This is a genomic window from Nonomuraea mesophila (assembly GCF_004352805.1).
Lineage (GTDB): Bacteria > Actinomycetota > Actinomycetes > Streptosporangiales > Streptosporangiaceae > Nonomuraea > Nonomuraea longispora.
Genome location: NZ_SMLD01000065.1, coordinates 1 through 22,934, shown reverse-complemented (window position 1 = coordinate 22,934; position 22,934 = coordinate 1). Strand labels below are relative to the sequence as shown.

At 70.4% G+C, this 22,934-nt stretch carries 18 protein-coding genes; 8 read left to right on the top strand and 10 right to left on the bottom strand.

The window, feature by feature from the left end; genetic code table 11:
* Positions 1-5 precede the first annotated feature (5 nt).
* Genes E1295_RS23905 through E1295_RS23895 form a run of 3 tightly spaced genes read right to left on the bottom strand, consistent with a single transcriptional unit; the run spans position 6 to position 3,408 of the window.
* A complete protein-coding gene (locus E1295_RS23905) occupies positions 6-746 on the bottom strand; it encodes a succinate dehydrogenase/fumarate reductase iron-sulfur subunit (protein WP_132632817.1) in 741 nt (246 codons plus the stop codon).
* The gene (locus E1295_RS23900) at positions 743-2,665 is read right to left on the bottom strand and encodes a fumarate reductase/succinate dehydrogenase flavoprotein subunit (RefSeq protein ID WP_132632815.1); all 1,923 of its coding nucleotides are present in this window, start codon (positions 2,663-2,665) and stop codon (positions 743-745) included. The genes E1295_RS23905 and E1295_RS23900 overlap by 4 nt, the downstream gene beginning before the upstream one ends.
* Entirely contained in the window at positions 2,662-3,408 is a 747-nt protein-coding gene (locus tag E1295_RS23895) for a succinate dehydrogenase cytochrome b subunit (protein WP_246080287.1), read from the bottom strand. The genes E1295_RS23900 and E1295_RS23895 overlap by 4 nt, the downstream gene beginning before the upstream one ends.
* Positions 3,409-3,542: 134 nt before the next feature.
* On the opposite strand from E1295_RS23895, the gene E1295_RS23890 reads away from it, so the two are divergent.
* The 7 genes from E1295_RS23890 (at position 3,543) to E1295_RS23860 (ending at position 10,870) form a co-directional block, all read left to right on the top strand.
* Positions 3,543-4,472 (top strand): LysR family transcriptional regulator, encoded by a 930-nt coding sequence (locus E1295_RS23890; RefSeq protein WP_132632813.1) that lies wholly within the window; start codon positions 3,543-3,545, stop codon positions 4,470-4,472.
* Between the two features lie 32 nt (positions 4,473-4,504).
* Positions 4,505-5,638 carry a PP2C family protein-serine/threonine phosphatase gene (locus E1295_RS23885; protein WP_132632811.1) on the top strand — a complete coding sequence of 378 codons (1,134 nt, stop codon included), beginning with the start codon at positions 4,505-4,507 and terminating at the stop codon, positions 5,636-5,638.
* On the top strand, positions 5,635-6,777 hold the full coding sequence (locus E1295_RS23880; protein ID WP_132632809.1) for a sensor histidine kinase: 1,143 nt from the start codon (positions 5,635-5,637) through the stop codon (positions 6,775-6,777). The genes E1295_RS23885 and E1295_RS23880 overlap by 4 nt, the downstream gene beginning before the upstream one ends.
* Complete coding sequence (locus E1295_RS23875; protein WP_132632807.1) at positions 6,774-7,223, top strand: response regulator; 450 nt, start codon at positions 6,774-6,776, stop codon at positions 7,221-7,223. Before E1295_RS23880 ends, E1295_RS23875 begins: the two co-directional genes overlap by 4 nt.
* Before the next feature lie 192 nt (positions 7,224-7,415).
* Complete coding sequence (locus E1295_RS23870; RefSeq protein WP_132632805.1) at positions 7,416-8,204, top strand: hypothetical protein; 789 nt, start codon at positions 7,416-7,418, stop codon at positions 8,202-8,204.
* A 12-nt stretch (positions 8,205-8,216) separates the two neighbouring features.
* On the top strand, positions 8,217-10,115 hold the full coding sequence (locus E1295_RS23865; RefSeq protein WP_132632803.1) for a fumarate reductase/succinate dehydrogenase flavoprotein subunit: 1,899 nt from the start codon (positions 8,217-8,219) through the stop codon (positions 10,113-10,115).
* Positions 10,112-10,870: a succinate dehydrogenase/fumarate reductase iron-sulfur subunit gene (locus E1295_RS23860; RefSeq protein WP_132632801.1), complete on the top strand. Its 759-nt coding sequence runs from the start codon at positions 10,112-10,114 to the stop codon at positions 10,868-10,870. Before E1295_RS23865 ends, E1295_RS23860 begins: the two co-directional genes overlap by 4 nt.
* Positions 10,871-10,938: 68 nt before the next feature.
* On the opposite strand, the gene E1295_RS23855 is transcribed toward E1295_RS23860, so the two are convergent.
* On the bottom strand, positions 10,939-12,294 hold the full coding sequence (locus E1295_RS23855; protein WP_132632799.1) for a hypothetical protein: 1,356 nt from the start codon (positions 12,292-12,294) through the stop codon (positions 10,939-10,941).
* A gap of 117 nt (positions 12,295-12,411) precedes the next feature.
* Between E1295_RS23855 and E1295_RS23850 the strand changes: the two genes are divergently transcribed.
* Positions 12,412-12,732, top strand: a complete 321-nt coding sequence (locus tag E1295_RS23850; protein WP_132632797.1) for a hypothetical protein — start codon at positions 12,412-12,414, stop codon at positions 12,730-12,732.
* Between the two features lie 1,732 nt (positions 12,733-14,464).
* On the opposite strand, the gene E1295_RS23845 is transcribed toward E1295_RS23850, so the two are convergent.
* The 6 genes from E1295_RS23845 to E1295_RS23820 all read right to left on the bottom strand — a co-directional run.
* On the bottom strand, positions 14,465-14,857 hold the full coding sequence (locus tag E1295_RS23845; protein ID WP_132632857.1) for a (deoxy)nucleoside triphosphate pyrophosphohydrolase: 393 nt from the start codon (positions 14,855-14,857) through the stop codon (positions 14,465-14,467).
* A 13-nt stretch (positions 14,858-14,870) separates the two neighbouring features.
* Entirely contained in the window at positions 14,871-15,959 is a 1,089-nt protein-coding gene (locus tag E1295_RS23840; protein WP_246080285.1) for a C40 family peptidase, read from the bottom strand.
* Complete coding sequence (locus E1295_RS23835; RefSeq protein ID WP_132632793.1) at positions 15,956-16,582, bottom strand: hypothetical protein; 627 nt, start codon at positions 16,580-16,582, stop codon at positions 15,956-15,958. Before E1295_RS23835 ends, E1295_RS23840 begins: the two co-directional genes overlap by 4 nt.
* A 2-nt stretch (positions 16,583-16,584) precedes the next feature.
* Complete coding sequence (locus E1295_RS23830) at positions 16,585-18,861, bottom strand: type IV secretion system protein (RefSeq protein ID WP_132632792.1); 2,277 nt, start codon at positions 18,859-18,861, stop codon at positions 16,585-16,587.
* Positions 18,858-21,335, bottom strand: coding sequence for an ATP-binding protein (locus E1295_RS23825; protein ID WP_132632791.1), 2,478 nt, complete (start codon positions 21,333-21,335; stop codon positions 18,858-18,860). The genes E1295_RS23830 and E1295_RS23825 overlap by 4 nt, the downstream gene beginning before the upstream one ends.
* A 47-nt stretch (positions 21,336-21,382) precedes the next feature.
* A partial coding sequence (locus tag E1295_RS23820; RefSeq protein ID WP_425465362.1) for a MinD/ParA family ATP-binding protein occupies positions 21,383-22,934 on the bottom strand: 1,552 nt, incomplete at its 5' end.

Sequence of the window (22,934 nt, the reverse complement as noted above, 5' to 3'; positions counted from 1 at the left end):
GCGGCCTACTTGCTGTTGGCCTTGAGGTAGTCGCTGTTCATCTGGGCGATCGTGTCCAGCGGGATGCCCTTGGGGCAGACCGCCGTGCACTCCCCCGTGTTCGTGCAGCCGCCGAACCCCTCCGCGTCCATCTGGTCCACCATGGCCTTGGCGCGGGACATCCGTTCCGGCTGGCCCTGGGGCAGCAGGCTCAGGTGCGTGATCTTGGCGGCGGTGAACAGCGAGGCCGAGCCGTTCGGGCAGGCGGCCACGCACGCGCCGCAGCCGATGCAGGTCGCCGCGTCGAACGCGTCGTCCGCGTCCTCCTTGCGTACGGGGATGCTGTGGGCGTCGGGCGCCGACCCGGCCGGGACGGAGACGAAACCGCCCGCCTGGATGATCCGGTCGAACGCGCTCCGGTCCACCACGAGGTCCTTGACGACCGGGAACGGCGCGGCCCGCCACGGTTCGATGGTGATGGTGGCGCCGTCCTCGAAGTGGCGCATGTGCAGCTGGCACGTCGTCGTGGCGCGCTGCTCGCCGTGCGCCACGCCGTTGATGACCATGCCGCACATGCCGCAGATGCCCTCACGGCAGTCGTGGTCGAAGGCGATCGGGTCGTCGCCCTCCAGGATGAGACGCTCGTTGAGGACGTCCAGCATCTCCAGGAAGGACATGTCCGGGGAGACGTCCTCCACCTTGTACGTCACCATCCGCCCGTCGTCGGAGGGGCCGCTCTGGCGCCAGACGCGCAGGGTCAGGTTCACTTGTAGCTCCGCTGGGTCATCTTGACGTACTCGTACTCGAGCGGTTCCTTGTGCAGCACCGGCCCGTCGGGGGTGCGCTCCCAGGCGGAGACGTGCGCGAAGCGCTCGTCGTCCCGCAGCGCCTCGCCGTCGGAGTCCTGGGACTCGGCGCGGAAGTGGCCGCCGCACGACTCCGTGCGAACCAGGGCGTCGAGGCACATGAGCTCGGCGAGGTCGAAGAAGTCGGCGACGCGGCCGGCCTTCTCCAGGACCTGGTTCAGCTCCTCGGCGGTGCCGCTCACCTTGACGTCCCGCCAGAACTCCTCGCGCAGCTCGGGGATGCGCTCCAGCGCCTTGCGCAGCGACTCCTCCGTGCGTTCCATGCCGCAGTAGTCCCACATGAGCTTGCCCAGCTCGCGGTGGAAGGAGTCGGGGGTGCGGGTGCCGTTCACGGACATCAGCCGGTCGATCTTGTCGCGGACCTTGATCTCGGCCTCGGCGACGGCCTCCTCGTCGACGTCGCCGTACGGGCCGTCCGCGAGGTAGTCACCGATGGTGGTGGGAAGCACGAAATATCCGTCGGCGAGCCCCTGCATCAGCGCCGACGCGCCGAGCCGGTTGGCGCCGTGGTCGGAGAAGTTGGCCTCCCCGATGACGAACAGGCCGGGGATCGTGGCCTGCAGGTCGTAGTCCACCCACAACCCGCCCATCGTGTAGTGCACGGCCGGGTAGATGCGCATCGGCACGTCGTACGGGTTCTCGCCCGTGATGCGCTCGTACATCTCGAACAGGTTGCCGTACTTCTTCTCCACGGCGTCGCGCCCGAGCCGGCCGATCGCGTCGCGGAAGTCCAGGTAGACGCCGAGGCCGCCGGGACCGACGCCGCGGCCCTCGTCGCAGACGTTCTTGGCGGCCCTGGAGGCGATGTCGCGGGGCACGAGGTTGCCGAACGCGGGGTAGATCCGCTCCAGGTAGTAGTCGCGCTCCTGCTCGGGGATGTCGCCGGGGGCGCGGGAGTCGTTCTTGCGCAGCGGCACCCACACGCGGCCGTCGTTGCGCAGCGACTCCGACATCAGCGTCAGCTTCGACTGGTACTCGCCGGAGACCGGGATGCAGGTCGGGTGGATCTGCGTATAGCAGGGGTTGGCGAAGTACGCGCCCCGCTCGTGCGCCCGCCAGATGGCCGTGGTGTTGCAACCCTTGGCGTTGGTGGACAGGAAGAACACGTTGCCGTAGCCGCCCGTGGCCAGCACCACGGCGTCGGCCAGGTGCCGCTCGATCTCGCCGGTCACCATGTCGCGCACGATGACGCCGCGCGCCCGCCCGTCGGAGACGATCAGGTCGAGCATCTCGTGCCGGGTGTGCATGGTGACGGTCCCGGCCGCGACCTGCCGCTCCAGCGCCTGGTACGCGCCCAGCAGCAACTGCTGGCCCGTCTGGCCGCGGGCGTAGAACGTACGGGAGACCTGGGCGCCGCCGAACGAGCGGGTGTCGAGCAGGCCGCCGTACTCGCGGGCGAACGGCACGCCCTGCGCGACGGCCTGGTCGATGATGTTCACGGAGACCTGGGCGAGGCGGTAGACGTTCGACTCCCGGGCGCGGAAGTCGCCGCCCTTCACGGTGTCGTAGAAGAGCCGGTAGATGCTGTCGCCGTCGCCGCGGTAGTTCTTCGCGGCGTTGATGCCGCCCTGCGCGGCGATGGAGTGGGCGCGGCGGGGCGAGTCCTGGTAGCAGAACGAGGTGACGTTGTAGCCCAGCTCGCCGAGGGTCGCGGCGGCCGAGCCGCCGGCCAGGCCGGTGCCGACCACGATCACGTGGAGCTTGCGCTTGTTCGCGGGGTTGACCAGCCTGGCGCTGAACTTGCGCTTTTCCCACCGTTCCTCGATGGGGCCGGAGGGCGCCTTGGTGTCCCGGATGTCCGGGCCCTGGGTGTGGTTCACTTGACGACTCCGAACGTGATCGCGAGGGGCGGGGCGAGGAAGCCGACGACCAGGGCGGCGGAGAGCAGCCCTGCCCCGAGGCGCAGCGTTCTGGTGCGGGTCCGGTTGGCCCAGCCGAGGGTCTGGAACGCGCTCCAGACGCCGTGCCGCAGGTGCAGCCCGACCATGGCGACGGCGACGATGTAGATGAGCGTCACCCACCACCGGGACGGGTCGAAGCCCGCGATCATCCGGTCGGCGGGGGCCGCGTCGAAGCCCTTGGGGTTGACGACGCCGAAGGTCAGGTCGAGCAGGTGCCAGACCAGGAACAGCGCGATCGTCAGGCCGCCGAACCGCATGATGTGGGTGGCGTAGCCACTCGCCTGCGACTTCTTGGCGACGTACTTCACCGGCCTGGCCTTGCCCGCGCGCCGGGTCAGCGAGATCGCGGCCCACATGTGGGCGACGACGGAGACGACGAGCACGATCTCCAGGGCCGTCAGCACCGTGCGGTAGGGGACGATCGGCTCGAGCAGCGTGCGCAGCGCGTGCGCGTAGTCGTTGAACGAGTCGCGGCCGAAGAAGATCTTGAGGTTGCCGAGCATGTGAAGGACGAGGAAGAGCACCATCACGGCGCCCGTGACGGCCATGACGGCCTTCTTGCCGTTCGAGGAGCCCATGAAGCCGCGCGCTCTGCGGCGCTTCGGGGTGCTGGGAGGGGTGACGGGCGCTGTGGCGGCGCCGCGCTCTATCGTGGCAGTCACGTCTTAGACGCTATGTACGCAGCGATGATCCGTCCAAGTCATCGAGTGCCTCGTTTCGATAGCCAGAAGCTATGATGCTTGGTTTGTACGGTCGCTCCAAGCCAGGGACGGCCGGCCGATGCGAGGAAAATCACATGCAGCTGCAACAACTGGCCTACTTCGTCGCGGTCGCGGAGACCAGGCACTTCACCCAGGCGGCCGAGCGCATGCGGGTGGCGCAGCCGTCACTCAGCAAGCAGATCAAGACCCTTGAGGACGATCTGGGCGCCCGGCTGTTCTCCCGCGCCCGGGGCAACGTCACGCTGACCGCCGCGGGAGAGGCGCTGCTGCCGCTGGCCCGCCGCATCCTGGCCGACGCCGACACCGCCCGGCAGGAGGTGGCCGAGCTCGCGGGGCTGCGCCGTGGCCGCGTGCGGCTGGGCGCCACGCCGTCGTTGTGCGCGGGGCTGCTGGCCGACGCGCTGGCCCGCTTCCACCGCGCGTACCCGGGGATCGAGCTGCTGGTGGAGGAGGGCGGCTCGCGTGACCTGGTCCGGGCGCTGGCCAGGGGGCAGCTCGACCTGTCGATGATCATAATGCCGCTGCACAGCGACGACCCGGTCCTGGTGACGGAGGAGATCCTCAGGGAGAACCTCGTGGTCGTCGCGCCCTCCCGCGAGGCGTCACGCGGGCCCTACCTGCGCATCGAGGACCTGCGCGGCCGGTCGATGGTGATGTTCCGGCGCGGCTACGACCTGCGGGAGGCCACGCTGGCGGCGTGCCGGCAGGCGGGGTTCGAGCCGAGGTTCGCGGTGGAGGGCGGCGAGATGGACGCGGTGCTGCGGTTCGTGGAGGCCGGTCTGGGCGTGGCCGTGGTGCCGTCGATGGTGCTCGACGGGCGGCCCGGCCTGTCGGGCACGCCGCTCGCGCCGCCGGGGCTCAGCCGGACGATCGCCCTCGCCCACCGCAAGGACGTCGAACCGACCAGAGCGGCCCAGGCGTTCCGCGAGATCCTGCTAGCTTTCGTGGTGGAATCTGGACATGAGGGCACGCTTCCACAAGGGGTGGAGCTCATCGCAGAATGAGCACCACCGCTCCAACTCCCCGAAGAGGCGTCTTGACGGCAAATCTCTCAGAAACGCTGACGCTGCTCCTCATCGAGGATGACGATGGCGACGCCTTCCTCGTCGAGGAGCTGCTCAAAGAGGCGGAAGCCCCGCCGAGGATCTTCTGGGCGCGCAGTCTGCGCGAGGCGAAGGAGAAGCTGAACGAACACATCCAGTGTGTGCTGGTCGACCTGACGCTGCCCGACGCGAACCGGCTGCAGGCCCTGGAAGAGGTGCTGAAGCTGGCCCCGCACGCGGCCGTGCTGGTGCTCACCGGCCTGCGGGACGTCCACGTCGGCGTCACCGCCGTGCAGGCGGGCGCCCAGGACTACCTGGTCAAGCAGGACATCGACGCGCGCCTGCTGGCCAGGTCCATCAGGTACGCGATGGAGCGCAAGCGGGCCGACCTCACCCATCTGGCGCTCGTTCAGGCGGAGCTGCAGGCCAAGGAGAACGCCAGGCTGGAGAGCGCGCTGCTGCCCGGCGCGCTGCTGCGTACCGAGGCGATCGAGCACGTCACCCGCTACCTGCCGGGCAGTGGCGGCACGCTGGCCGGTGACTTCTTCGACACCGTGCAGACGCCGGACGGCTCCGTGCACGTCGTGATCGGCGACGTCTGCGGGCACGGGCCCGACGAGGCGGCGCTCGGCGTGGCCCTGCGCATCGCCTGGCGCACGCTGGTGCTGGCCGGGCGGACCGACGAGACGATGCTGCGCACGCTCGACGCGCTCCTGCGCGCCGAGCGCAAGGCCCCCGAAATCTTCACCACGCTCTGCACGGCCACCATCGCCCCCGGCCTGGGGTACGCGAGGATGCACGTGGTCGGCCACCCCCCTCCGGTGCTGGTACGCGACGGTCACGTCGAGGTGGTGTGCGACGCGCCCTCCGGTCCGCCGCTCGGCATCTTCCCCGACGTGGAGTGGCGGGTCATCGACGTCCCGCTGGGCGAGGAGTGGACGATGATGCTCTACACCGACGGCCTGATCGAGGCGGCCGTGGGCGAGCCCGGCGGGGAGATCGGCGTGGACGGCCTCGTCGAGCTCGTACGCGCCCACGGTGACATCGATCTCGACCGGCTCATCACCCACGTCGGCACGCTGAGTGACGACCTGGCCGTGGTGCTGCTCGCCAGGAGGAGAGCATGAGCATCCACCCGCTGCCACCCGCTCGTGAGCCCACGGGGCTGGGCCGGCTGCCGGTCGCCCGCTGGTTCCTGTTCGTCGGGGCGATCGCCGCTCTCGCGTTCGTGGCCGGGGTCACGGTCGTCCTGCTGATGAGCGCCAGGACCATGGAGCTGTCCCCGCCTCCCGAGGTGGCCGCGCAGCTCACCCGGCTGAACCACGCGCTGATCGTGGTGTTCGGGGTGCTGCTCGCCTGCGGCGTCGGGCTGGCGTTCATCGTGCGCCACGCGGTGCTGAACCCCGTCGAGCGGCTCACCACGCAGGTGCGTACGGTCGCCGCCGGCGACTTCGACCACGTCCTGTACGTCGACCGGCCGGCGGAGCTGGCCGAGCTGGCCAGCCACGTCGACTCCATGCGCGACCGCATCGTCGCGGCCTGGCGGGTGGCCGCCGACCAGAGCGAGGAGCTGCGTAGGTCGAACGGCGAGCTGGAGCAGTTCGCCTACGTCGCCAGCCACGACCTGCAGGAGCCGCTGCGCAAGGTCGCCAGCTTCAGCCAGATGCTGGAGCAGCGCTACGGCCCGCAGCTCGACGATCGGGCCAAGCAGTACATCCACTACGCGGTCGACGGCGCCAAGCGCATGCAGCTGCTCATCAACGATCTGCTCGACTTCTCCAGGGTCGGCCGGGTGACCAGCGAGAAGACCCCTGTCGAGTCGGGCATGGCATTGGAGGCGGCGCTGGAGAACCTCTCGGCCATGGTCGAGGAGACCGGCGCCACGGTCACCCACGACGAGCTGCCCAGGGTCACCGGCAACCGGATGCAGCTCACCCAGCTCTTCCAGAACCTGATCGAGAACGCCGTGAAGTTCCGCTCCGAGGAGCCTCCGCGGGTCCACATCGGGGCGGAGAGGTCGGGCGACATGTGGGAGTTCAGCTGCTCCGACAACGGCATCGGGGTGGAGCCGAAGTACGCCGACCGCATTTTCCTGATCTTCCAGCGGCTGCACCCCCGGGACGTGTACCCAGGTACCGGGATCGGGCTCGCGCTGTGCCGCAAGATCGTCGAGTATCACGGTGGCAGACTGTGGCTGGACGGCGACACGGAGGGCGGGGGCACGACGTTCCGCTGGACACTACCTGGGGCTGGAGGCCGATCATGACTGACGTGCGACCGATCGACGTTCTCCTGGTGGAGGACGATCAGGGTGACATCTTGCTGACGAAGGAGGCGTTCGACCACAACAAGGTGCGCAACCGCCTCAACGTGGTCAACGACGGCGAGCAGGCGCTGGCCTACCTGCGCAGGGAGGGCGAATACCGCGACGCGACCCGCCCCGACCTCATCCTGCTCGATCTCAACCTGCCGAGGAAGAGCGGCAGCGAGGTGCTGCGGGAGGTCAAGGACGACCCGGCGCTGCGTACGATCCCCGTGGTGATCCTGACGACGTCGGAGGCGGAGGAGGACATCCTGCACAGCTACCGGCTGTACGCCAACGCGTACGTGTCCAAACCAGTGGACTTCGAGCAATTCATCCGAGTTGTCCGACAGATTGATAATTTTTTTGTAACGGTGGTTAAACTTCCCACCTCGGGGCAGCGCCTGTGACGCGGCTACGTGACAGGAATCACAGCGAGTCATCGAAATTGTGAGTGACCCGGCTCACTAAACTCGATCCTGTCGTCGTAACGTATCCCCCACCAATGCGCGCCTGAGCGGAGATCGCCATCCGCGCGCCCAGCGAATACGAGAACCACGGACCCCTGCGCGATGGGTCCGCGGGAGGTGGAGAGGTCCGCGATGACCCAAACGACGCCCGAAGCACCAGCGAGAAGGCAGCGTGCCCAGGTCAAGGTGCGCACGCTGCGCACCGACCGATGGTGGCTCGTACCGCTAGTGACGTTCTTCGGGCTCAGCTCATTCCTTGTCTACGGCGTGTGGGCGATCCTCGACACGAGCAACTTCGTCGAGCCCTACATCGCCCCGTTCGCCGCGCCCTGCCTGACGACCCAGGAGGTCTGCGAGGGCGCGCGGCTGTTCGGATGGGCGCCCATCGGCGACTGGTACGCACTCCCGCCGGGGCTGCTGATCCTCGGCCTGCCCGGCGGATTCCGGCTGACGTGCTACTACTACCGCAAGTCCTACTACCGCTCGTTCTGGCTGTCGCCGGCCGCGTGCGCGGTGCAGGAGCCGCACGGGAAGTACACCGGTGAGACCCGGTTCCCGCTGATCATCCAGAACATCCACCGCTACTTCTTCTACTTCGCGGTGGTGATCGGCGCCATCCTCACCTACGACGCCGTCCTGGCCGTGGTGCACAAGCCGCTGGGTCTCGGCTCGTGGATCATGATCCTCAACGCCGTGCTCATCCTCGGCTACACCTTCGGCTGCCACTCGTGCCGCCACATCACCGCGGGCAGGCTCAACCACTTCTCCCGTCACCCGCTTCGCTACCGGGCCTGGACGTTCGTCTCCAAGCTCAACGCCAAGCACCAGCAACTCGCGTGGGCCTCGATGTTCTCCGTCATGGGCGCCGACCTCTATGTGCGACTGGTCGCCAAGGGCATCATCGCCTTCCCGTACGCGTAAGGACCAGCTTCAGTGGAAAACTCGCTAAACACAGAGCGTCACGAGTACGACGTCGTCGTCATCGGCGCGGGCGGCGCCGGTCTGCGGGCCGCGATCGAGGCGCGCCAGCAGGGCAAGCGCACGGCGATCGTGTGCAAGTCGCTGTTCGGCAAGGCGCACACCGTCATGGCCGAGGGCGGCGCGGCCGCCGCGATGGGCAACGTCAACTCCGACGACAACTGGATGGTGCACTTCCGTGACACCATGCGGGGCGGCAAGTTCCTCAACAACTGGCGGATGGCCGAACTGCACGCCAAGGAGGCGCCCGACCGCGTCTGGGAGCTCGAGGCCTGGGGCGCCCTGTTCGACCGCACCAAGGACGGCAAGATCAGCCAGCGGAACTTCGGCGGGCACGAATACCCGCGGCTCGCCCACGTGGGCGACCGTACCGGCCTGGAGATGATCCGCACCCTGCAGCAGCGCGTCGTCGCGCTCCAGCAGGAGGACTACGAGACGCACGGCGACTACGAGGCCTACATCAAGGTCTTCGCCGAGTGCACGGTCACCCGGCTGCTCAAGGACGGCGACGCGGTCTCCGGCGCGTTCGGCTACTGGCGCGAGACGGGCAACTTCATCCTCTTCGACGCGCCGGCCGTCGTACTGGCCACCGGCGGCATCGGCAAGTCGTACGTCGTGACCTCCAACTCCTGGGAGTACACCGGCGACGGGCACGCCCTGGCCCTGCTCGCCGGCGCCAACCTGATCAACATGGAGTTCATCCAGTTCCACCCCACGGGGATGGTCTGGCCGCCGTCCGTGCGCGGCATCCTCGTCACCGAGTCCGTCCGCGGTGACGGCGGCGTGCTGCGCAACTCCGAGGGCAAGCGCTTCATGTTCGACTACGTCCCCGACGTGTTCAAGGACAAGTACGCCACCAGCGAGGAAGAGGGCGACCGCTGGTACACCGACCAGGCCAACAACCGGCGCCCGCCGGAGCTGCTGCCGCGTGACGAGGTGGCCCGCGCGATCAACGCCGAGGTCAAGGCCGGTCGCGGCTCGCCCCAGGGCGGCGTCTTCCTCGACGTGTCCACCCGGCTTCCCGCCGAGGAGATCAAGAAGCGGCTGCCGTCGATGTACCACCAGTTCAAGGAGCTGGCCGACGTCGACATCACCGCCGAGCCCATGCAGGTGGGCCCGACCTGCCACTACATCATGGGCGGCGTCGAGGTCTCGGCCGACACCGGCGCGGCGGCCGTACCCGGTCTGTTCGCGGCCGGCGAGGTCTCCGGCGGCATGCACGGCTCCAACCGGCTGGGCGGCAACTCGCTGTCCGACCTGCTGGTGTTCGGGCGCCGGGCGGGCGCGGGCGCGGCGGCGTACGTCGACGGGCTCGCCGGCCGGCCGAAGGTCGCCGACGAGGCGGTCGAGGCGGCCCGCGAGGAGGCGCTCGCGCCGCTCGGACGCAGCGGCGAGAACCCCTACGAGGTGCACCACGAGCTGCAGCGCACCATGAACGAGCTGGTCGGCATCATCCGCAAGCCCGACGAGATCTCCGAGGCGCTCCAGGTCGTGGAGAAGCTGAAGGAGCGCGTGGCGCTGGTCGGCGCGGCCGGCTCGCGCATCTACAACCCCGGCTGGCACCTCGCGATCGACCTGCGCAACATGGTGCTGGTCTCGGAGTGCGTGGCGCGCGCCGCGCTGCTGCGCGAGGAGAGCCGCGGCGGGCACACCCGCGACGACTTCCCCGGGATGAACCCGGAGTGGCGCCGCAAGCTGCTCGTCTGCTCCACCGAGGACGGTTCGGTCCACGTCGAGGAGAAGGTCCAGCCGCGCATGCGTGACGACCTGATCGGTCTCTTCGAACGCGACGAGCTGAGCAAATACCTCACCGACGAAGAGATGACCGAGTTCGACGGGATAGCGAAGTCATGAGCTACAAGGCAAAGTTCAAGGTCTGGCGCGGTGAGGGCGGCGAAGGCAAACTCGAGGACTTCACCGTGGAGGTCAACGAGGGCGAGGTCGTCCTCGACATCATCCACCGGCTCCAGGCCACGCAGGCACCCGACCTGGCCGTGCGCTGGAACTGCAAGGCGGGCAAGTGCGGCTCGTGCAGCATGGAGATCAACGGCAAGCCGCGCCTGGGCTGCATGACCCGGATGTCCACCTTCAGCGAGGACGAGACCATCACGGTCACGCCGATGCGCACGTTCCCCGTCATCAAGGACCTCGTCACCGACGTGTCCTACAACTACCAGAAGGCCCGGGAGGTCCCGTCCTTCACGCCGCCGGCCGACGTCCGGCCCGGCGAATACCGGATGAAGCAGGTCGACGTCGAGCGGTCCCAGGAGTTCCGCAAGTGCATCGAGTGCTTCATGTGCAACAACATCTGCCACGTGATCCGCGACCACGAGGAGAACAAGACCAACTTCTCCGGTCCGCGGTTCCTCATGCGGATCGCCGAGCTCGACATGCACCCGTACGACGTGGCGGACCGGCAGGAGACGGCCCAGGAGGAGCACGGGCTCGGCTACTGCAACATCACCAAGTGCTGCACCGAGGTCTGCCCCGAGCACATCAAGATCACCGACAACGCGCTGATCCCGATGAAGGAGCGCGTCGTCGACCGCAGGTACGACCCGCTGGTGTGGCTGGGCAACAAGATCTTCAAGCGCAGTTCCTCCTCGTAGGGCGCTGACACACGGAAGGCGGGGGCCGGATCGTCCGGCCCCCGCCTTCGTGGTTCGTACGTGCCGCTCTACTTCTTACGGCCCCAGCGGCGCTTGCGCTTGGCATCGCCCGGCGGGGTCTCCTGGGCGGGTTCCTGCGCGGGTTCCTGCCCCTCCTGAGCGCCCGCCGGCTGCTCCTCCGGCGTCGGCTGGTCCGGCAGGGGCTGGACCGCGGTCACCTCGCCGTCGGCGGGCAGGTAGGGCGGCGGGTCGTAGTCGGCGCCGCCGCGGGCGGGCGGCTCGAACAACGAGGCCGGCTGGCCCTGCCAGGGCTCCGCGTCGCCCGGCTCCGCCGCCGAGGCCGGCGGGATCGGGCGTTCCTTGTCGTCCTCGTACGGGCTCGCGCCGCCCGGCGGGATGTCCGCCGGCGGGATCACCGGCTCGAACGGGTCACGGAATTCGCTCTGCTTGGGCGGCTCGTGGCTGTAGGAGCCGAACTCGTCCGGGCGCAGCACCACCGGCTCCTCCGCCTGGGGCGGCTCCGGCTGCGGGTAGTCCTGCGGCGGGGCCGGCTGCGGCTCCTGGTAGACGGCGCCGTACTGCACCTGGCCGCCCGGGTAGGTCTGCACCGGGACGAAGCTGATGATCGGCGCGTACGCCGTGCCGCCCGGATAGCCGGGGGCGGGGAAACCCGCCGTGGCGTAGCCGGGGCCCGCCGGGTAACCGCCGCCCGGAGGCATCTCCGGGTGACCCGCCGGCCCCGCCTTGCGTACCGCCGCCGCGTGCGCCATCCGGCGCAGCCGTCCCTCGAAGATGAGCACCGCGAAGAGCGCGAGCAGCACCAGCACCAGCGCGGGGATGCTGAGCTTCTGCGTCAGCGTGCGCTGGTCGAACTCGGGCGCCGCGTTCCGCAGTTCCAGCGGCACCTCCTCGGAGGAGGCGGGCGGCGTCTCGCTTGGCAGCGGGTCGGTCGGCGTGTCGGTCGGCGCGACGGCCGGCATCTCCACGCTCTCCTCGGGAGTGGCGGTGGCGGAGGTGCTGGGCGGCACCTCGACGCTCTGCGTGGGCAGCGGCTGCGGCGGCGGCTGCTGCGGAGTCGACGGCGTGGCGCTCGGCGTCGGGGTCTTGGTGGACTTCGTCGGCGTGGGGCTCTTCTTGGTCTTCGTAGGAGTCGCGGTGACGGTCTGAGTGATCGTCGTCTCCGGGTCCGGCTCCTCCTCCGGCTCGTCGGGCTGCGGCTCGCCGGCCGTCGCCGTGACCGTCACCGTGGTCTCGGGATTCTCCGGGTACGCGTCGCACACCTCGCCGGGATTGCACCCCTCGACAGGGTCGTACGCTGAGGCAGAGGCGCTGGCGCCCTGCACGACGAACGGAGCCGCTCCCGCACCGGCCAGGCCCAGCGCCAGGACGATCGCGGACACGGCCGTCGCTCGTGTGCGTGCCACCGTTGTCCTCCGCACAGTCCCGAAACCATGGTCAAGGAAATCCTAGCCGGGTCAAAGTAACAGTAAAGACCGATTTACATCTCCAATTTCCGGTTACGTCCTCGTTGTACCGTGACAATGAGCCGCAATGCCCCCAGCAGCACTCCGACGGCCGCGGCCGTCAACAGGAAACCCGGCACGCCGTCCACGATGCTGACCCGCTCCTCGGGGGGCACCCGTTTCGCCGACGACACCATTTCGAACGGCAACGGCGCCGATCCTGGGCCCGCGGCCGGCGGGAAAGAAACCTCAGGCGGCGGTACGTCTCCCCCCATCGCCTGGGCACCGTCGTTCCACGGCTCCCCGAACCCCTCAGGCAACGGCTGGGACCCCACCATCCCCCGGGATCGGGTCGAGCCCTGGGCCTGCGCGGTCGTACGGACCTGGGCGGCGCCCTGAGAGCGCGCGGGGGTCGCCTTGTGAGCCGGCACGAACGCCTGAGGCTGCGCGGACGCCTGTCCCTGCACGGGCCCTTGCGACTGCACAGGCACGGCCCCCTCCTGCGACCGCACAGGCACGGCTCCTGCCACCGCCCCCTGCGACTGCACAGCCCCGGCCTCCGGCGCCGCCCCTTGCGAATCCGCAGCCTCAGGCACCGACCCTCCCGAATCCGCAGCCTCCGCCACCGACCCCCGCGAATGCACAGCCCCCGGCACTGATCCTCCCGAATCCGCGGCCCCCGGCACCGCCCCCCGGGAATCCGCAGCCTCCGGCGTCACCCCTCGCGAATCCGCGGCCCCCGGCACCGATCCCCGCGACCGCACATGCCCGGCCTCCGGCATCGCGCCCTGCGACCGCACATGCCCCGTCCCCGGCACCGCCCGTCGCGAATCCGCGGCCTCCGGCATCGACCCCTGCGGGCGCACGGGCGCGGGCCCCTGAGCCCGTATCGATCCTGGCGACTCCTCGTACGCCCGAGGCTGCCCGGCCCCCCGAGACCGGCCCTCCGACTGCTGCGTGGGCCCGGCCTCCACGAGTCCACGCGCTCGTGAGCCCGACGTGCCGGGTTCGCGCACGCCGCGCCGCATCGCGAGCCGCTCCTCGTCACGCCTTTCAGGACCCCCGGGCGGCCAGACCTCCATGCCGAAACCGGGCGCCGGCCACCCGGCCGCAGGACCGGCGGGCGACCACCCGGCCACGGGACCGGCGGGCGGCGGGCCCTCCGCTCCAGGCCACACAGGTACGGGCCAGACCGGTGGCAGACCGTAGGGGCCGTCAGGGTGGTGACCCGGCAAGCGGTCCTGCGGGCCGGGAAGCACATCAGCGTCACCGCGGCGACCGGACGACACGGCGTTCCTGACCCGCGTGGTGGCGGTGCCGGCCATGGTCGTCGTCAGGCCGTCACCGGAGCCGGTGCGCATCCTGGCGACCGCCGCCAGCGCGACGGCACTGGCCCCGGCCGGTGCGGTGAGCGTCACGTCGACGGACCGTTCCCCGGAGACCCTGCCCAGCGTGCACACCCGCGTTCCCGGCAGCACGCCGCCGGCCCGGGTGGAGCCGGAGTGCCCCTCCAACGCCCGCAGGGCGAGCGCCTCGGACGCCGCCTCCCCTGGGTTGCCTGGCGCGGCGGCCCGGTCCACCGTCGCGGGATCAGGCGCGGCGGCTCCGGGCCGGGCACGCCCCGTTCCGGCGCCGAAGGGCCCGGCACGCGCCGTTCCGACGTCAGTGGGCTGGGCACGCCCCGTTCCGGCGCCGAAGGGCCCGGCACGCGCCGTTCCGACGTCAGTGGGCTGGGCAGGCCCCGTTCCGGCGTCAGAGGGCCCGGCAGGCCCCGTGACGCCGGAACCGGCCGCCTCCGGGCCGTCGGAACGAGCGGGCGGCGGGACGCAGACGACGTCCGCCAGCGCCTCCGCCGGGCTGGCCGCCACCGCGACCCTGGCGCCCCTGCCCATCCCGTTCAGCCGTACCTTGAACCGCTGGACGTCCCCCGTCCTGACCCACTTGCCCGTGCCCTCGGACCCCTTGATCCGCTCGAGCACCAGCGACACCCCGGTGGCCCCCACGGGCACACACGGAACCGCCGTCAGAAGCAGGGCCCCGGCAATGATCCAGCCACGCCGCATCATGGCCACTCCCCCGTTGCGACAAATCACACCGAGTCATCATCATGTCACACAGAGTGAGTGGATTGTCACCGGGGCAGCAGGTTCTCCACGGTCTTCATGATGGGCAGGTCCGCGCCCAGCCAGTCGACGTCGTAATAGTCGCCGGGACCGAGCCACCGCAGCGCCAGGTGCTCCTTGGCTTCGGGCACGCCCGAGACCAGGGAACACAGCCACACCTTCATGACGTACCCCGGCGACAGCGGCCACTCACCGCCGACACGTTCGCCCACCGCGATCTCGACGCCGAGCTCCTCGCGGCACTCGCGTACGAGCGCGGCCCGCTCGTCCTCGCCGGGATCCACCTTCCCGCCGGGGAACTCCCACCCGCCGGCCAGCGCCGCCGGTTCGGCGCGCTGTGCTGCGAGCACCCGGCCGCCGGGGGCGACGATCACCGCGGCCACGACCATGACCGTGCTCATCACGTCACGTTCCTCACAGGGATGGATTGCGGAGCTTCTTCAGCTGTTCGAGCACGTCGGGGTTCTGCAGGGGACGGGTGAAGCCCACCCGGTTCGTACGGGCCTGGTAGCTGGTGACCTTGATCGGCCCGCAGAGCCGGCAGCGGGCCTCCAGCATCTTGCCCTTGGACACGACCAGGCCGACGTGACCGGGGTTGTTCGCGGACGTGCCGGGACCGGAGTTGAAGAACACCAGGTCGCCCGGCTGCTCCTCCCCTTCCTGGACCTTCACGCCGAACGGCCACTGCACGAACGTCGTACGCGGGATCACCAGCCCCGCCGCCCGGTAGGCCGCGTAGATGACGCCCGAGCAGTCGAACGCGTCGGGCCCCGTGCCGCCCCACAGGTACGGCTTGCCCCGCTGGTCCAGCGCGTACTTCAGGATCTTGGCCACGACGTCGCTCGGCGCCGCCTCGATCAGCGGGTCGTCGCACTCCTCCGAAGCCTGCGGCGGGACCTTCACCTCGCCCGACTTGCCGTACTTTCTGGCGATCTCGACAACCTGGTCGACGTACCACCAGGCCCGGTTGTAGACGAACAGCGCCCGCCGCACGTTCTCGGGCGCGCCGTTGCGCTTGAGCATCTTCGCCGCGCCCAGGATGGCGTCGGCGGGGTTGTAGACGTCGCCCACGCCGTCGCCGTCGCCGTCGGAGGCGTAGCCGTTGAAGTCGGACGACATCGCGATCCTGGCCTTGCCGCCCCATGTGGAGATCAGGAACTGCATCGGCCCGGCGGCGCCCGCGTGGTTGGTGCCGTTCTTGACGCCCGGCAGGTCGGAGCGGCCGTGGTCGGTCTCGCGCTTGCCCACGGCGGCCAGGATGTTCCACTGCACGCCGATCTTCTTGCCGTGCTTCTTGTACAGCTCCAGGTAATCGCCGGGGATGTCGGAGCTGCCCGAGTCGGACACCTCCTCCACCTGCGTGTCGTCCTCGCAGTCGACCGAGGTGCCGCCTCCCGAGATGAAGGACGGCAAGGAGATCAGCAACATCGGCGAGAGGATGACCGCCACCAGGATCAACGCCCCGGCGAGGCCGATCACGAGAGCGAGACGCGTACCTTTCACTGAAGAATGTCTCCCTCCTGGCCCTCGGTCGCCGGGCGGAGGTCGAAGACCCGCCAGTCGGCTCCCTGCTGGCTCACCGTGACCGCGAACTCCTCGTCCTGCCGCTTGTCTCCGCTCTTCGCGGCGACCTGCCGGGTGGTGCTGATCACGAAGACGACGGAGGTCTTCTCGACCTGCCTGATCTCCTTCAGCCTGGCCGTGGCCGTGGAGACGATCTCGTCGTCGCGGTTCTGCTCGATCGTGCCCGCAGAGGAGACGGTCCTGGCCAGCTCGTTGCCGAACTCGGCCGTCGTGTACGCCTTCAACCGCGCCGCGTAGGCCGCCGGATCCTCGTCGTGGCGGAACGTGCCGTACTCGGCGGCGAACCGCTCGGCCAGGTCCGCCGCCGCGGCGAGCTGCTCCTTCTGCATGGGCAGGTAGGAGTAGACGTCGAACGGCTCGGCGCTCGCGGTCGCCAGCGGCGTGCTCGACACCGCCGGTGTGACGGCCGCGGAGGTCGCCTCCGGCGCGGGCTCCGCCGGTTCCTCCATCGAGGGCCCGATCGTCAGGTAGACGCCGACCGCGGCGACGACCACGACGATGACGGCGAAGGCGAGCCCGCGCCTGTCACCTGGCTGTGCCATGTTCAGTCCTTGTCGGGGGAGTTCGGCTTGAGCCAGAACGGCACGGAGGGGCTGTCACCTCCGGAGCCGCCGCCGTCGCCGCCGCTGCGCAGCCAGAGCGGGGGCGCCTCCGAGGAGCGCGACGGCGACTCGCCGGACGTGAAGATCCGGGGGCCTGCCTGGCCACCGCGCGGGCCTGCCTGGCCGCGGCCACCGCCCCCGCCGGACCGCGAACCGCCGGACCGGCCTGAGCCGTTTGAGCCGCCGAACAGCCCGCCGCCGGAGCCGCGCGACCGCGTGCCGCCGGACCCGCCGAACCTGGACCCGCGCGAGGAGCCGGACGAGCCGTTACGGGAGCCGCCCGACGATCCGCCGCGCCGTGCCCAGCCGCCGCCGGACCCGCCGCCGAACCAGCCCCCGCCGGAGCCGCCCGAACCCGCGGAACCGCCGGAGCCCGAACCCGCGCCCGCGCCCGCCATGCCTCCGGAACCGCCTCCGGAACCGCCAGGACCGCCGCCTCGCCGGACACCGCCCGCCCCGCCGCGCGTGCGGGTGGGCGTGCCCAGGTTGAGCGGTGGTGCCGTACCCCTGCGTGGTTCGAGCGGCGCCCTGGTCGACGCCTTGCCGCCCTGCTGGTCGGTGTCGAGGGGCGCCGCCGTGGCGGGCACGCGGGTGCCGGAGGGAGTGCCCTCGCCCTCCTCGGCGCGTACCCTGGCCTGCCCGGTCGCCGCCGTGGCCGCCACCCCGGCCGGGTTGGCCGCGGCCGCCGCCCTGATGACCGGCTCGGCCTTGCGCAGCCCCCAGCGTCCGATCCTGGCCGACGCGACCGGCGGCAGCACGCCCGCGGAGCGTTCGAGCACGGACGAGCCGGCCGCCTCGCCGAGCATGCGAGTGGTGACCGTGTGGCCGTTCAGCGAGGCGAACAGGTGCTGGAACGGACGGCGGTAGAAGAACACCGCGATCGTCAGCAGGGCCATGAACAGCACCTGCAACCCCCATGGCATGGCCGTGGAGATGATCAGCGCGTAGCCGTACACGAGCACGCTGAGCACGATCGTCAGGACCGCCTGTCTCAGCAGCGTGCCGACGAGCATCTCCACCCAGCGCATGGCGATGATGCGCCCGCTGCCCGGGTGCACGCCGATGAGCAGGAAGATCGGCCCGAGGATGAGCAGCAGCAGGAAACCCACCTTCAGCACCAGCAGCGACACCGCCACCAGGAAGATGAGCGTGCCGGCCACCAGCGCGGCGATGAACGCGCCGACGGCCACGCCCAGCCGGTTGGACCAGTCCCTGCCGGAGAAGACGGTGTAGCGGGGGTCGTTCCGCAGTTGCGAGGCCAGTTCCGCGTACTCCGACTGGCGGGCTCCCACGTCGGGCGCGGGCTGGCCCGCGACGGCGGGCGGGATCGACTGGATCTCCAGCATCTTGCGGCCGAAGTCGCGCACGATGGGCTGCTGCGGGTCGGAGGTGCCGAACTGGCCCACCAGCCACGGCTTGCAGACCAGCGTCGACCACAGCGCGTCGGCGTTCTGCTCGACGCCCGGGGTGCCGGTCTGGCCGTAGCCGCCCGGCTTGAGCTCGGGACTGCTGTCGCCGGGAGGCGGCAGGCAGGACGCCCCGCCCGCGCCGGGAAGGCCGGAGAACGCCGAGTTGACGACCTCGCCGGTCTTGTCGGTGACCACCTTGCCGAGCCCGGTGAAGTCACCCGGCCTGCTGAAGAACCAGACCGCCACGGTGACCGCGAGCACCATCCAGATCACGCCCTCGGCGGTCGTGGTGGCCCGCTTGCGGATCAGGCCGTACCAGGCCAGCCAGATCGCACCGATGATCACGATCGGGCGGAGCAGCGGCCAGTACATCGCGTCGGCCAGGCTCGTGACGATGTCGTCGACCACGTCCTTGATCGACTGGAGCGGCCCCTCGGTCGCGGCCGCCTGATAGGTGGTGATCGTCAGCCGGTCGACGGCCTTGGCGGCGGTGAAGATGCCGTTGGCCCACATGTTGCCGAGCACGGCGACGTAGTCGGAGCAGCCCAGTTCGTGGGTGTGCCAGAACTGGCCGCTCATGCCGAACTGGCCGTAGTTGGTGCTCGGAGGCTGCGCCCCGCCCTCGGGAGGCGGAGGCTGGATCATGCCGTCGGTGCCGCCGCCGATCACCTCGGGCGCGAGCGCGCCCGACAGGTCGCAGGGGGCCGCGGCAGCGGGGGCGGACACGCCTCCCACCACGACGGGCACCACGAGCACGGCGGTGACGAGCGCGAACGCCAGCGCGAGTCGTCGGGATAGCCGGACCTTCATGACCGTACCTCCTGCGCTCTGCCCACGCCCCCCTGAAGATCATCATGCCCGTCGGCGACGGGTTTGTCGTGTGTGGGGTTCGTGTCGAGCCAACGGAGAAGTTCTTCGGAGATCAGGTCTACTCCGATGCGGCCCGCCCTGCCATCCAGATCACGGAATACGCATTCGCCGTTTCCGAGCGAGCGCAGCACGGCCTTGTGCTCTTCCGACGGCTCCACCCCGAGCAGGGACATGACGTGGTCCACCTCCACCCGTTCGGTGGACCTGAACGCGAACACGGACGACAGGCAGTTGGTCACCTGCTCGTTCAGCAGGTCTCCCGCGTTCTGCGAGACCAGCACCAGAGCGGTGTTGCGGGAGCGGCCCATCCGGCTGACCTCGGGCACCAGCTTGGCGCCCTCGGGCGTGGAGGTGATCGCCCACGCCTCGTCCAGGAAGATCGCCTTCGGGGCGCGCCGGTCGAGGCCGTTCATCAGCCTGCGCGCGAACTGGGAGACCAGGTAGAGCAGCGCCACCGACAGCCGCTGCTCGTAGGAGTAGTCGTCCCTCGTCGTGGCCACGTCGGGCAGCGTCAGGCCGCCCAGCGTGAACACGGTCGTCCACCCCTCCGTGTCGATCTGGTCGCCGCCGGAAGGGTCGAAGCAGAGCCTGGCCAGGTGCATCTCCGACATGGAGCGCAGCACCGCGCCGAGGTTCTTCGACGCGGCGTCGTCCGCCCGCTCCAGGAAGTCGACGACCTTGCCGAGCGACGGGTCGGGCGCGTTCGACACCGCGGCCACCGCCTGGATCATCGCCGACTCGCGCTCCTCCGACATCCGGGGCAGCAGCAACCGCAGCGTCTCGGTGGCCATCGTCTTCTTCGCCGCGATGTCGTCGCCGAACGAGAACGGGTCGAGCAGCCCGGGCGCGGCCGAGCCGAGCGGGATGATGCGCGCCTTGCGGCCCCGCTTGTCGAGCAGCCGTACGAGGGACTCCGCGTCGCCCTTCGGGTCGATCACCGCGACCGTCACGCCGCGCAACGCCATCTGATAGATCATCAGCAGCGCCAGCGTCGTCTTGCCGCCGCCCGGCTCGCCGGTGATCGCGATGGCGGTCGGCCGGTTACGGCTGGCCGCCAGCAGCGGGTCGAAGTGCACGATGCTGCGCGCCCTGCCCACCGTCTCCCCGATGTACGGGCCCAGCCAGCCCTCGCTGCCGTCGTCGAGCCGGTCGCCGAGGTCGACCGTCGCCGTGGCCATGCCACCCGCGATCGTACGCAGCGGCTGGCGCTGGGCGTAGGCGTTGACCTGCACCTTCTCCCCCGGCAACGCCTCGCAGAACAACGAGAACTGGTCGCCGGTCGAGTTGACCACGTCGATGCCCATGTCGCGGTAGTGCTCGACGACCGCCTCCACCCGCTGCACGCAGATGTCCTCGGTCGGCGCCGACACGATCAGGCGGTGCCAGCCGTACACGAACGGCAGCCGCTCCTTCGTGATGCCGTGTTCCAGCATCCGGGCGGCGTCGATCTGCTCGGCCAGCGCCAGCGGCGCCTCCGCGCCCGCCTCCCGGATGTGGTGGTCCATGTCGCGGGCGTGCGCCAGCTTCCGCGCGACGTCCTTCGACGCCTTGACCGGCGGGATCAGCCGCATCCGCGACGAGACCTCCACGGGGAAGGCGAGCTGGTCGGCGAAGTGCATCCACGGCTCGCCGTCGGGGAACGGCATGAGGTCGGGGAAACGCGCGAACGACAGATGGGCGACGTACGACTCGCCCTGCGGCTGCACGATCCGCAACAACGACCTGCCGTTGTGGATCTCGCCCTCGACCAGCGCCTCGATCTCGCCCTTGCCCCAACGCCGCTTCGGGCTCGCCGACGGCGGCGGATCGCCCAGCGCGCCCGCGGCCGCGTGCCGGAACAACCACGCCACCTCCACGGAGGTCGCGTGCCTGGCGTAGAGCGCACTCGACGCCAGCGCCCTGCCGAGCCGCTCCGCCTGCTCCGTCCACCGCCCGATCTCGCTGTCGGGCACGTGGTCGTCCTCCATGCCGAGCGTCTTCTCGGTCTTCTGGTAGAAGCCGAGGAGCTGGCTGAGCACGCCGCTGCCGAGCTGCTTGCCGCGCGGCCCGAGCCGCACGCCGAGGTAGACCTCCTTCGACCAGAAGTCCTTCGCCCAGACGTGCCGGTACATCTCCTCCAGATAGTCGCGCCAGCCGGGCCCCTCGTCGGAGGTGGTGTTGAGCGCCATGGCCCACTCCGCCGCGGGGTAGGTGCGGTGTGCGACCCTCAGATGCACCTCGGCGTCGGGCATCCTGATCGCCGCCAGCGCGATCGTGATGTTGGTCGCCAGCGCCTCGCGCTCCTCGGGCGTGACGAACTCGTAGCTGACCGTCGGGAGTCTGAAGTACGCCCATGCGCAGGTGTCCGTGAGCAGGATGCGGTCGTCGAAATAGCGGACCGCGAGGCGCTGGTGCGCTCGTGACGCCCTGCTCATGCCGCCCCCTCAGCGCATGAACGGGCTGTGCCTGCTCGCTTGTTCACTTATCGCTCACCGATTCTCGTGCCCGGGGGGTCACTCGCCAACTCCTCTTCGCTCGGTCGGACGGTCTGTGCCTGTGCCGCGAAGCCCGCTATCACCACGCCGGCGAGGGCGAGGTAGGCCCTCCGCCCGGCCGCGCGCAACTGCCCGGGGTCGACGACGTCCGCGCCGCCCGGCGCCAGATCGTCCTCCCAGGGGACCCTGACGATGGCCCGGCATCTGCCTCTGGCCACCGCCTCCGCCTGCTCGACGTCGGCCATCGAACGCCTGCTCACGCCGTTCACCACCATCACCGCACGCCTGCGCAGCTCCGCGCAGCCGTGCCCGTCGAGCCACTCGTACGTCATCGCCACCGCCTCGGACGCCTCCTCGCTCGCCGGGACCACGAGCACGAGCTGGTCGGCGTACGGCAGGACCCGTGCCGCCAGCGCGGCGGCCGGGTCGATGACGGCCAGCTTGTAGTGGCGGTCCAGCAGGCGCATCGACTCGCCCAGCCGGTGGTCGGAGAACAGGGACCGGTCCGCGAGCCGCTGTTCGGCGCCCGCGTCGGTGTCGGCGCTGATCACCTCCAGGCCGGAGGCCGTCCTCGTGGTGTATCCGCGCATGGAGCGGTAGCCGCTGACCCGGTCGAGGCCGGACAGCAGCGAGGTGAGCGTCTCAGGGGTCTCCAGCTCGATCTTGCTGGTCAGGGTGCTGCCGCCGGTGTTGGCGTCGACGGCCACTACCCTGTCCTCGCGGTAGCGGGCGAAGGTGTGGCCGAGCATGAGCGCGGTCGTGCTCTGCCCCGCGCCGCCGGTGCAGCCCAGTACGACGACCCTGCGGCTGCCGCCGAACACGGCCCTCGCCCTGGCCTCGTCGATCTCCGACCCGTCCGTGCGTACGCCGCCCCCGCCGACCACCACCTGGGCGATCCGCCTCCAGCCGCCGGAGTCGCGCCCGACCACCGACTCGACCCGGCGCACCCGGCCCTCGCCGGGGCGCGGAACGGGCACCGGCGGCACCAGCTCGCCGCCCCGGCCGGGCTCACCGCGCAACGGCGGCGCATCCTGCCCGCGCCCGCCCGGCCGCGCACCCCGCCGCCCCGCCTGGGGGTCACCGTCGGGCCCGGCGTCGTGACGGCTCGCCGCCGCGTCGCGGCCGCCGGTCGTGCCGGGGGTGGTGGGTTCTTCGCTGGTCGTGCCCGAGAGGGCGCGATCTCTACCGGTCGTGCCGGAGGTGGCCCGATCTCCGCCGGTCGTGCCGGAGGTGGTGGGTTCTTCGCCGGTCGTCCTGTCCGGTCCGCCGAACCCGCCGACCGGGACCAGCGTCGGCCTCGCCCGGCCGCCGGTCGCCTGGTCCTTCGCCGGGGTCTCCTGGCCGCCCGCCGTTTCGCGTACGTCTTCCGCGCCCTGGCCGGACGGTTCCCCTTCCTGAACCGCGTCCGGCGCACTCCCGGACCCGTCAGACACGTCCTGCCCGGCACCGGCGTCCACGGTCTCTTCCGCGTCATCCACGGCGGAGGGAACGTCGGCGGCCTCGGCACCCGCAGCCGGTGGGGTGGGGGTGGCTTCCATC